The following is an 11,748-nucleotide window of genomic DNA, read 5'->3' on the forward strand; positions in this document are numbered from 1 at the left end:
GATATACAATGACGCGTACCGGACCAGATACTTACCTGACTGTGTGTACAAAATTGAGCCGCGACCAGCCCGGTCGCGGCTCAGGCGCTTATCGTCTGCATCAGTTCGCTACAACTTCGTAATGCGCTTCGATGCCATCCGGTCGCCAACCCGAATCCGCAGTATGTAGGTCCCGGCCGGCTGCTGGTCTAGCGGCACCAGAGCCGCATCGCGACGGGTTTCGTGCTGCCAGGTCGATCGGCCGGTTAGATCGACCAGTTCCAGCCGGGCCGTCTGGCTGGATGGCAAGCCGTGAATACGTACCGTCAGCGTGGTTGTAGCCGGTATGGGATACACCTCGACCACACTAGCCAGCGATTGATCATCGATCGAAAGCAGCGGAGCCACTGTAATCAGCACGGTTTTGTGGGGTGGGGTTACGTTCCCGCAAACGTTACTGACGGCGGTCAGGAAATAGGTGGCTGTTCGGGCGGGCATCACCGTAAGCGTATGCGGATTGGAGGCCGTCTGCACCGTTTTCGGACTGCCCAGTACCCCCCCGGTAGTGTCCTGATAGGTAAACACCCAGGGTGCATCGCCTGTGAACGCCACCGACAAATTGGCCGACTCGCCCTCAAAAATGGTTCGGTTGCCCGTCATCGTAGCCGTTGCCCGGGCTCGTACCGTCAGCAACGAAGGGCTATAGGTCCCGTTGATCGGAATTTTAGGGTTGGTAGCCATCACGCGCACCCGGTACGTACCGGCGGCAATACTGGTCGGAATAACGCCTGAAATCTGCCCGTTTATGGTCTGGTTGCCTATGGTGATAAAGTCGTTTTTCGTGCTATCCGCTTCGACCCGGGCAATCTGTAACCTAAACACACTCCCCGGATTGAAAACCCCCGTTGTGGTAAAGCCCGTCGAAACGCTCGTGCCTGCGCAGACCGAAGAGGCCGCAAGGTCCAGGGTCTGTATCTCCGGGATCGCTACGGTGATGGTCGCCGACGCGCCCCCCGGCTGGCCCAGCCCGCATTTATTACTTACTTCGGCCACCCGATAGGTCGTCGTGCGCTCGGGCAGAACCAGCAGGGTGGTGTCTTTGGTTGCCGTTCCGGCCAGCCCGTTCGAGAGCCGATAGCGGTAGGGGCCCACCCCGGTAAACGCCAGCTTCAGCGGCACCTCTATGCCCAGGTTAACGGCAGTCGTTCCGCCGATCGACAGGGTGGGCGTCGTCTGCACAAAGACCCGAATAGCCGTCCGTGGACTTTCGCAGGTGTTGGTGTCTGTCTGGGTCACGTAATAGATATCCCCCTCGGCACTGGCTGTAGGCGACGTCGTTGGCGGCACCGGCGCGCTCGTGCTGACCACACCTTTCGGGTCAATCCATTTCAGGTTCCTGCCACTGGCTTCCAGCGGTTGTGCGGTCGCGCCCTGGCATAACTCGACCGTAGTGGCTGCTACGGTCGGCGCCGGGGTGGTCAATATTCTGACGGTCAGGGTTGCTTTGGGCCCTTCGCAGCCGTTAACCGTCTGCGTAACCTGGTAGGTAAAGGTGGCTCCCTGGCTGGTACTGATCGTGGGCGGCATCGTGAACCGGTTCCCATCGGGGTTGTACCAGGCGAGGTTCTCGCCTTTGGCCGTAACCGTTTCGCCGGGCGCAAACTGACAGATCGTTCGGGGGCTTACCTCGGGCGGAGCCGGCAGCGGCTTAACCGTAACGACCAGCGCAGCCCGGGGGCCTTCGCAACCATCGATCGTCTGAGTGACAAAAAAGGTTGTCTGGTTCGCCTGCCCGGTAGTCACGGTGGGGGCGGCTGTCGAGCCGGAGCCCCCAGCCTCGGTCGTGTACCAGAGCAGGTTTTGCCCGCCAGCCGATACGGTTCGGGCCGGTTCGTTCAGGCAGACGGCCAAGGGCGCCGTAGCCGGGCTGCTGGGCGTGGGTTTGACGACAACCCTGATTTCGGCCCGCGGACTCTCGCAACCGCCCGCCGTTCGGCTAACCGAATAGGTCGTCGTACCCGGATTTTCGGTCGAGGGTGTAGGGGCCTGGCTGCTGCCGTTTCCGTTCATATCGTACCACCGCAGTTCATTACCCGACGCAGTCAGCGCCGAAGCAGCCGCTTGCTGACAGTAGCTCACCAGACTGGTAACCGCCGGTGCCTCGGGCAGGGCAGTTACGGTTACGGTCAGGTCGCTGCGGGGGCTTTCACAGCCGTTGATGGTCTGGCTGACCCGGTACGTAAACCGGCCGGGGCTATTGGTTTCCGGAATGGCCGTTTCACCGATCCGCGTGCCTGACTCGCGGTACCAGGTTAAGCCCTGTCCAGTAGCCTGCAGCGGCTGAGCTTGCGCGTTCTGGCAGTAGGCGGAGCCGTTGCTGGCTACGCCCGGTGCAGCGGGTATGGGGTAAACCGTCACGGACAGGGTGGCCCGGGCGCTTTCGCAGTTGTTAATCGTCTGGGTTACATAGAAGGTCATCTGGCTCGCCTGCCCGGTGCTGATTACGGGGGGCGTTGCCGAGCCGGTAGCCGAGCTATCGCGGGTGTACCAGCGCAGGTTCTCGCCCGTGGCCTGCAACGTGGGGGCGGCCGTGTTCTGACAGATCGCCACCGGGCCAACCCCGGGAGCCGCCGGAATAGCGTGGATGGTAACCGACATTTTTTCGCTGGCTACGCTTTCGCAGCCGTTGACGGTGCGGGTTAGCCAGTAAGTAAACGTGCCGGTCTGGGTAGCAGGCACCCGCGCGCTGAGCAACCGCTCTCCATTGTTAACATCGGTGAGGGTTGGCTGGCCGTTCCCCACGCCATACCAGGTGTAGGTGCCGGACTGAACCGCTACTTCCGTCCGAATAACGGCGCCGGGGTCGCCGAAGCAGAACGAATAGGCTGTCTTCTGAACGGCCGGGGCCGTCGGTGCCTCTTTGATCGTCACGCTGACGCCGGTACGGGCGCTTTCACAGGTATTGACAGTCTGGCTGACGTAATAGCTTCGGGTACCGGGCGCATCGGTAGTAAGGGTAATCGAGCCGCGGGCTTCTCCCCCCGATGACTGCTCATACCATTTCAGGTTCTCGCCCGTTGCGGTCAGCGTTTGGCTGGCCGAAAACTGGCAAAGCGATACCTCGGCGGTACTGACCCGCGGGGCAGGCGGAATACCATAGACCGTTACGGGCAACGCCACCCGTGGACTTTCGCAACTCCCGCTCACCGTCTGCGACACGTAGTACGTCTGCTGCCCGGTACTGGTGGTAACCGGCGATGGTGCCGCCGGAGAGCCTGTGCCCCCGGTAGCAGCCGCGTACCAGTTGAGCGTACCGCCACTGGCCGCTATGGCCGACAAGGGACTGGCCGATGCACCCAGGCAATAGCTCACGGCCGATACCGTAGGCGCGGGTGAGGCAGCTTTCACCTCTACGGTAATTGCCGCCCGCTCACCTTCGCAGTCGTTGACTTTCTGTGCTACGTAATAGGTGAACGTGCCGGCACTGCCAGTCGATGGTACCGGCGCCTGTGCGGACCCCGTCCCCCCCGTTGCGTTTGTGCCGTACCACACCAGCGAGGCACCATCCGCATTGGTCTGAGCACTCAGCCCGCCGGCCGTCTGAAACTGGCAGACTGTAACCGTGTTGGTCGATACGGTCGGCTTTTCAGGTCGTGCATTGATTTTTACGGTAATGTAGGCTGTAGGCTGCAGTGAAGCTCGACAACCGTTCAAATAATGAGACAAAGCAAATTGAATACTGCCGACCTGATCTGTAGAGGGCGTAGGTGGTTTAGATTCTCCTCCTAAACCAAAAACATCCTTTGAGTATAGCACTATAGATCCATCCGTCAGCGGTTTATGTCCTTTTTCGTTCAAGGGTAGAGCTTTGTCGCCCTGACAGTAATCTATTATTCCGTAAACAGCTCCGTTGCCTACGCCAACAATGTTATCAACGTTGATAGATGACGAAGGCCTGGGCTTTACAGTAATTCGGGCTTGTGCCCGATCGCTCTCACAACCGTTTATCTGCTGAGTAGCAAAGAACGTCCTCTGGCCAGGAATTTCATTACCAGAATAAATTTCGAATGATTTATCGGTAGCAGTTCCGTAGGGTGTCAAAGAGCCGACGGTATTACCATTTGAATCATATAGCCGGGGGATTGCTTCTGGTGAACTTAGTTTAACAGGTACTGTAAAAGAAGTAATATTAGACCCCATCGGCCGTTGACACACTTCACTCTCGGCAGTAACACTAGGCGGGGCAGGCTTTGCCTTAACGGTAAGTTCAGTGATATTACTGACCAGGGTTGTATCACGGGTTCCAACCAGTCTCACCTTGTAGGTGCCGGCTGGTATATCGGCGGGAACGGTGGCCCGTACCTGTGCACCGTATCGGCCCAGATTGCTCAGGATTACGGAGGGTATAGTACGAAACCCATTCCCGCTGGATAGCTGGACAACAAAGGCGGCATACGCCTGTTCCTGCGTACCGGCAATATCGAAAAAACCATTGGGGAACGTACCCGGACAGATAGCGGCTGGCGAGGGGGCCGATGAGCGTAGAGGGTCCTGCGCCCGGAGCATGGTACTGCAAACAAGCAGTAAGCTCACGGCTAGACGTAGACGTTGAGTCATGAATGAACAGAAAAGTGTGGATAGACTACTACAAATATAGACTGCAACTACCAGTCTACTTATCCCTCAAACGCTCCATCATTTGTCTATTTATCTACCGGTAGCCGGGCAGACACCGCCCCCTCGGGTGGGCACCCGGCCCAGGCTTTGATTGCCATCGACGTACCGAAACCCAGCTCCCCTATCTACTCCCTTACCGCCCACGAATCAGTAGACCAGCCCCGGTAAGTTACCTTTATGCGCTAAACGCTATTTTGCCGCCCCTTAATGAACGTGTCCATGTGTAGTTCCTTCGCTTCCCGCCTGTCGCTGTTCCTGACGGCCCTGGCGCTGGTTTCGGCTCAGGCCCAGACGCTCCGCCCACCCGCCTACCCGCTGGTTACCCACGACCCGTACTTCAGCCTGTGGAGTACCACCGATAAACTGACCGACTCCCCCACCCGCCACTGGACCGGTCGCCCGCAGTCGCTCGAGGGGTTGATCCGGGTCGATGGCAAGGCGTATCAGTTTCTGGGCGCTGTCCCTACCACCTACCAGCCCATTCTGCCCACCGGTGAGTCGAAACCGTATACGGCGCTCTATACCCTGACCAAACCCGCCGACGGCTGGGAGAAACCCGACTTCGACGCCCGCAGCTGGCAGTCGGCACTCGGCCCCTTCGGCGACACGCCCGACGCCCGCACGACCTGGCGCAACAGCCAGACGCATAAGGCAGGCATCTACGTCCGGCGCGAGTTCACCTACGACGGCAAAACCGACCCGGCCAAACTACTGCTGGCCCTCAACCACGACGACGAGGTCACCATCTACCTCAACGGGACCCGAATCCTGAACAAGCCGGGTTATATCAGCGAATACATCTATATGCCCCTCCCGGCCGAAGCCCGGCAGGCACTGCGCCCCGGCAAAAACGTATTGGCGCTCCACGGCGTCAGCCCCGGGGGCGGCTCGTTCGTCGATGTCGGGATCGTTAACCCCGTCATCTCAACGGCCATGGCAACCGCCAACCAGACCGGCGTAACGGTTTCGGCCACGCAGACAGCGTATACGTTTGAGGCTGGCCCGGTAAACCTGCGGCTGAACTTCCTGTCGCCCCTGCTGCTCGACGAGCTGGAGGTGGCTGCCCGCCCGGTTACGTATGTGACGTTCGAAACCAGCGCCCGCGACGGCAAACCACATACCGTACAGGTCTTTTTCGGGGCGTCAGCCACGGTGGCTACCAACACGCCCGGGCAGGACGTCATTACCGACGCAGGCCGTACGGCGGGTCTGCGGTGGCTGAACGTGGGTACGCAGCAGCAGCCCGTTCTTCAGAAAAAAGGCGATAATATCCGCATCGACTGGGGCTACGCGTACCTGGCCGTACCCGAACAGGCCGGCACCCAGTTGACGCCGGGATCGCTGGCCACCCTCAAAGCGGCTTTTCTGAAACAGGGCACCCTGCCCGCCGGCCAGAAAACGAGCGGCCCCGCCCAGGAGCAGGGGCTGGCGCTCAGCCTGTCGATGGGGTCGGTTGGCACAACGCCGGTGCAGAAACACCTGCTGCTGGCCTATGACGACCTGTATTCCGTGCAGTATTTCGGCAAAAACCTGCGGGCCTGGTGGCGTCGGGATGAGACGATGACGATGCCCCGACTGCTGGAAACCGCCGAAAAAGACTACGCCCGCCTGCGGCAGAAAAGCAGCGCCTTCGATGCGCAGCTGCTGGCCGACGCGCAGAAGTCGGGCGGAAAACCCTACGCCGACCTGTGCGTGCTGGCCTATCGGCAGGCCATTGCGGCCCACAAGATCGTGGCTGGCCCCAAAGGCGATGTCCTCTTTTTCTCGAAGGAGAACTTCTCCAACGGCTCCATCGGTACCGTCGACGTGACGTATCCGTCGGCTCCGCTCTTCCTGCTGTACAACAACGAACTGGCCAAGGGGCTGCTGCGGTTCATCTTCGACTACAGCGAATCGGGCAACTGGAAAAAGGATTTTCCGGCCCACGACGTAGGCACCTATCCGCTGGCAAACGGGCAGACCTACGGGGAGGATATGCCGGTTGAAGAAGCCGGCAACATGATGATTCTGACGGCGGCTTCGGTACAGATAGACGGGAAACCCGACTTCGCGCGCGAGCACTGGCCCACGCTGACCAAGTGGGTAGGCTTTCTGAAACGCGACGGCTTCGACCCGGCCAACCAGCTCTGCACCGACGATTTTGCCGGTCATTTGGCCCGCAACGCCAACCTCTCCGCCAAAGCGATTGTAGGCATTGCGTGCTACGGCAAGATGGCCCGGATGCTGGGCGATGAGAAAACGGCCGACGAACACCTGACCCTGGCGCGTGAGCTGGCCCGGCGGTGGATGCAGATGGATGCCGACGGCGATCATTACGCGCTGACGTTCGACAAAACACCGGGTAGCTGGAGCCAGAAATACAATATCGTCTGGGATAAGCTGCTGGGCCTCGACGTGTTCCCGACCGAGGTAGCCCGGAAAGAAGTGGCGTTCTACCTCAAAAATCAGCAGCCATACGGACTCCCGCTCGACAGCCGCCGGACCTATACCAAGTCCGACTGGATCATGTGGACCGCCACGATGGCCGACTCGAACACCGATTTTCAGGCCTTCATCGATCCCATCTGGAAGTTTGCGAATGAAACGCCGACGCGCGTACCACTCTCCGACTGGCACGAAACGACCAACGCCAAACAGGTTGGTTTTCAGGCCCGGTCGGTGGTGGGTGGCTACTATATAAAACTGCTGGCCGACCGGCTGGCGGCTGGCCGGTAGTGTGTTGCCCGGGCCGATGGCGATCCCGTGTCGGCCCGGGCTTACCGCATCGCCTAGAGCTGCACGACCAGGCCGCGGTCTGTTTTCTGATGCACCAGCTCGCCGGGCAGGTGCGACAGGATCTCGCCTTTCAGCGCGTTGATGAGCTGCCGCTTCAGAAAGCTGCGGTGCATGACCAGACTCACCTCCCGAACGGGCTGGGGCGACTCGAACGACCGAAGCCGCGCCCTCCGAACCGGGTCCATATCGACGGTGGCCAGGTAAGGCAGCAGCGTGAAGCCACTCTGGCGGTCAATCAGTTTGATGAGGGTTTCCAGCGAGCCCGTCTCGTACTGAAGGCGGGCGGGTTCCAGCAGCGAGCCGTCGGGCGTTTGGCGGTCGGCCCCGCAGATGTTGATCACCTGGTTGCGGAAACAATGGCCCTCGGTCAGGAGCCACAACCCATCGGTATGCAGGTCGGCCGGTGCGATGGTTTTTTTGGCCGATAACGAATGGCCTTCCGATGCGTAGAGGACAAAGGGCTCTTCAAAAAGCGGCACCTCGGTAATGCCGTTCTCGGTCAGTGGCGTCACCACCAGCCCAACGTCGATGAGTCCGTTCCGCAGCCGTTCAACGACCTGCTCGGTCACCAGCTCCTGGATGCGAACCGATACGGCCGGGTATTTCCGGATAAACTCGCCGATGAAATACGGCAGCAGATACGGGGCCAGAGTAGGTATAATGCCGATGCGGAGATCGCCCCGAAAATCGTTTTTCGACTCGCTGACCAGCTCCGGGATACGCCGGGCTGTCCGAAGCACTTCGCGCGACTGGGCCAGAATGGCCAGCCCCAGCTCGGTAGGCACAACCGGCTGCTTGGACCGATCAAAAATCAGCACCCCCAGTTCATCTTCCAGTTTCTGGATCTGCATACTGAGCGTAGGCTGGGTAACATGGCAGGCATCGGCAGCCGTAGCAAAATGCCGAAAGGTGTCAACGGCTACTATATAATCGAGTTGAGTGAGCGTCAATCCGGTAGGTGATTACAATTTTAAGCACAGCCGCCGGGCGGGACTAATTCCGATTTTGGCGGTAATAAATCGAAATTCCAATACTTTTACTGATGAAACAACCACTCTGCATGAAAACACGTCAACTTTTCATTTTTTTATTCGTCCTGACCCAGACCGTTGGATTTGCCCAGTCGGCCAAGTCGGTTAATCCGGCCGCAGCGGGCTTTGATGTAGCCGGGTCCGATGCCCGCGCCGTACAGATTGCCGACCAGGTGATGGCGGCCATGGGCGGCCGGAAAGCCTGGGACAACACACACCTGATTGCCTGGAACTTCTTCGGGTCGCGCCGACTGATCTGGGACAAATGGAGCGGCACCGTCCGGGTCGACAACCTCAAAGACGACCAGACCGTTATTCTGAACGTCAACAACGACAAAGGGCGCGTTTTTCGGCAGGGTGCCGAAGTAACCGACGCCGACTCCGTAGCGAAGTACGTAAAACAGGGCAAAGCCGCCTGGATCAACGATTCGTACTGGCTGGTTATGCCCTTCAAACTGAAAGACTCGGGCGTAACGCTCAAGTACCTGGGTGAAGAGACGACCCAGGACGGCAAGCCTGCCGATGTGCTTCAGCTTACGTTCAAGAGCGTCGGCAATACGCCCGATAACAAGTACAAGATCTGGGTCGATAAAAAAACGCATCTGGTCTGGCAGTGGGCCTACTTTCCCAAGTTCACCGATGAGCAGCCCCGCTTCACGCTGCCCTGGATCGACTACCAGAAGCACGGCGGCATTCTGCTGTCGGGCGAACGCGGTGATCGTGACCTGACCGATATCATGGTCTTCACCGGCCTGCCCGGCGAGGTGTTCAGCGATTTTGCCCGCCCGGACCTGAATCGCTATCCGCAGGCGAAGTAAACAGGCCGGGGGTACGGCCACCGCGTTGGGAGGCCCCCCGCCCCCGGCTCGTTTTCGGTAAACTAACTCGTTAAAATTGCTGTTCTGCCAGCATGGAAGCACCTGTTCTGAATCGTACTACCACCACCCCGAAGCCGCTCGGCAAAACGGGGGTTCTACTCGTCAACCTCGGCACCCCCGATAGCCCTTCTGTTCCCGACGTACGCAAATACCTGCGGGAGTTTCTGATGGACGGGCGCGTCATCGATATTCCGTTTATTCCCCGTTTTCTGCTCGTCAACGGCATCATCGCGCCATTTCGGGCTCCGAAGTCGGCCAAGACCTACAAGGAAGTCTGGACCGAAAACGGCTCTCCTCTTAAATATTACGGGCAGGTCAACGAACGGCAGCTGCAGCAGGCGCTGGGCGACGAGTACGTAGTTCGGCTGGCCATGCGCTACCAGAGCCCCAGTATCGACGCCGGTCTGAGCGAGTTTCAGCGGCTGGGCCTGACCGACATCATCGTGATTCCGCTCTTTCCGCAGTATGCCTCGGCTACCACAGGATCGGTCTACGAAAAGGTGATGGACATTATAAAAACCTGGCAGGTCATTCCGGAGATTCGCTTCATCAACCGGTTTCTCGAACATCCGAAATTCATCGACGGGTTTGTGCAGCTGGGCCGCAAGTACATGGCTGAGCACGACTTCGATCATTTTCTTTTCAGCTACCACGGCCTGCCCGAGCGCCAGATTCGCAAAGGCGATATAACCAAAACGGTTTGTCAGCTGGGGGAGTGCTGCGCATCGCTCCGTGCCGATAATCAGCATTGCTACCGGGCACAGTGTTTCGAAACCACCCGCCGGCTCGTGCGGGAGCTCGGCATTCCGGAGGGTAAATACACCACCTGTTTTCAGTCCCGACTGGGCCGCGACCCCTGGATCAAGCCGTATACGGAAGATACCATCCGGGAGCTGGCCGGGAAAGGCATAAAACGGGTGCTGGCTTTTTCACCGGCTTTCGTGGCCGACTGTCTGGAAACCACTATCGAAGTGGGCGAAGAGTACAAAGAACTATTCGAAGAGCTGGGCGGAGAACACTGGCAGCTCGTAGAGAGCCTGAACGACAGCCCGATCTGGGTAGAAACCCTGGTCGACCTGGTCAGAACGGCTTAGCGTTACCACCCGTAAAAAACGCCCCGTATCGATCGATGCGGGGCGTTTTTGCTGTTAGCGGGTGGCTACCATCCGGGGTTTGGGCGTAAAGGGCGGTACCGTGTGCTCAACGGGTTTTACCGTTCGGAGGTAGTCGTAGATAGCGCCCAGATCCTGATCGGTCATGTGGGCATACATGGTCCAGGGCATGATTGAGTTGGTACCCTCCTCCCCGACAGTGGGTTGTGCCGACGCGTTGGTATAGGCCCTGAAGCGGGCAATAAATGCCTCGCGGGTCCATTTGCCGATACCCGACTGAGCCGGAGTGATGTTAGCTGCGCGGGCCGTACCGGTAGGCATCGGAAACTCACGCCCACCGGCAAACGACATACCGGGCAGCCCCTGCCCCTGCGCATCGACCGGTGTGTGGCAATCGCCACAGCCCGCAAACATGGTTATGTATTTCCCATACGCAATCTGGTCCGTTGGGGCCGGCCGTTTGCCACCTTCCCGTTTGGCGGGTATGGTGTTGATGATAAAATTCATTGGAAAATCCGACTCCGACGCGGGTACCACGTGCTGTATGGGTTTCAGACTACGCAGGTAAGCAATGATCGCGTGAATATCATCCGGGGCCATCTGCCCGAAATTCTGGTACGGCATCACCGGGAACAGAGCGCGGCCATCCCGACTGACGCCGGTTGTAATGGCCCGGTAAATTTCCCCGTCGGTCCAGGTACCCAGATGCGCGGGGGTCAGGTTCGGGGCGTAGTAATTACCCGGAAAACCCTGCTCCCGTAAAAATCCTTCGCCCCCTTTTCCTTCGGTACCGGCTACCATGGGCCCGGTTAGTTTCGTGAAGTCGCGGGTAGAGTGACAATCCATACAGGCGGCTACGTGGTTGGCGAGGTACCGCCCCCGCTCGATCTGAGCCGCATCGGAATCAATCTCCAGCAGGGGCGCAGGCCCTACGTCGGGCAGTCCCAGCCGGATAAACGCCAGACCAGCACCAACAATAACCAGGAGCCCGACGATCAGGAACGTCAGGGCTTTACGTATTCTTTTTCTCATGAGGATAAGGAAAAATAGGGAATAAACAAAAATAGACCAACTACCTCCAGAGTACAGATATATTTTTCAAACGGTTGTTTCCATTATGATAAACAAGTAACTTCAAGAATACATATAGTAACCTCATTACTAATAATTTACATTATAACATAACGTATGACAGGATATTTATTTAGCACACTTATTCTATCATACCTATTGCATATTAGTTTTTCCTTGCTTTCTTTGCAACCAAACCGCTTTATCCGTAAATTTCATGTATCC

The 11,748-nt window shown here is 58.5% G+C and carries 6 protein-coding genes; 3 read left to right on the forward strand and 3 right to left on the reverse strand.

Going from position 1 to position 11,748, the window contains the following annotated elements; genetic code table 11:
• Positions 1–108: 108 nt before the first annotated feature.
• Entirely contained in the window at positions 109–3,693 is a 3,585-nt protein-coding gene (locus tag EQG79_RS02440) for an Ig-like domain-containing protein (protein WP_240699252.1), read from the reverse strand.
• Between the two features lie 1,182 nt (positions 3,694–4,875).
• Between EQG79_RS02440 and EQG79_RS02445 the strand changes: the two genes are divergently transcribed.
• The gene (locus EQG79_RS02445) at positions 4,876–7,371 is read left to right on the forward strand and encodes a glutaminase family protein (protein WP_129599706.1); all 2,496 of its coding nucleotides are present in this window, start codon (positions 4,876–4,878) and stop codon (positions 7,369–7,371) included.
• A 53-nt stretch (positions 7,372–7,424) separates the two neighbouring features.
• On the opposite strand, the gene EQG79_RS02450 is transcribed toward EQG79_RS02445, so the two are convergent.
• A complete protein-coding gene (locus EQG79_RS02450) occupies positions 7,425–8,381 on the reverse strand; it encodes a hydrogen peroxide-inducible genes activator (RefSeq protein WP_077923164.1) in 957 nt (318 codons plus the stop codon).
• Between the two features lie 110 nt (positions 8,382–8,491).
• Between EQG79_RS02450 and EQG79_RS02455 the strand changes: the two genes are divergently transcribed.
• Positions 8,492–9,280, forward strand: coding sequence for a LolA-like protein (locus EQG79_RS02455; protein WP_129599708.1), 789 nt, complete (start codon positions 8,492–8,494; stop codon positions 9,278–9,280).
• A 92-nt stretch (positions 9,281–9,372) separates the two neighbouring features.
• Positions 9,373–10,434 (forward strand): ferrochelatase, encoded by a 1,062-nt coding sequence (gene hemH / locus EQG79_RS02460; protein WP_077923166.1) that lies wholly within the window; start codon positions 9,373–9,375, stop codon positions 10,432–10,434.
• Positions 10,435–10,488: 54 nt separating this feature from the next.
• On the opposite strand, the gene EQG79_RS02465 is transcribed toward hemH, so the two are convergent.
• Positions 10,489–11,484, reverse strand: coding sequence for a cytochrome c (locus EQG79_RS02465; RefSeq protein WP_129599710.1), 996 nt, complete (start codon positions 11,482–11,484; stop codon positions 10,489–10,491).
• Positions 11,485–11,748: the final 264 nt, after the last annotated feature.

Origin of the sequence: Spirosoma sordidisoli (genome assembly GCF_004138325.1) — a bacterium.
GTDB lineage: Bacteria > Bacteroidota > Bacteroidia > Cytophagales > Spirosomataceae > Spirosoma > Spirosoma sordidisoli.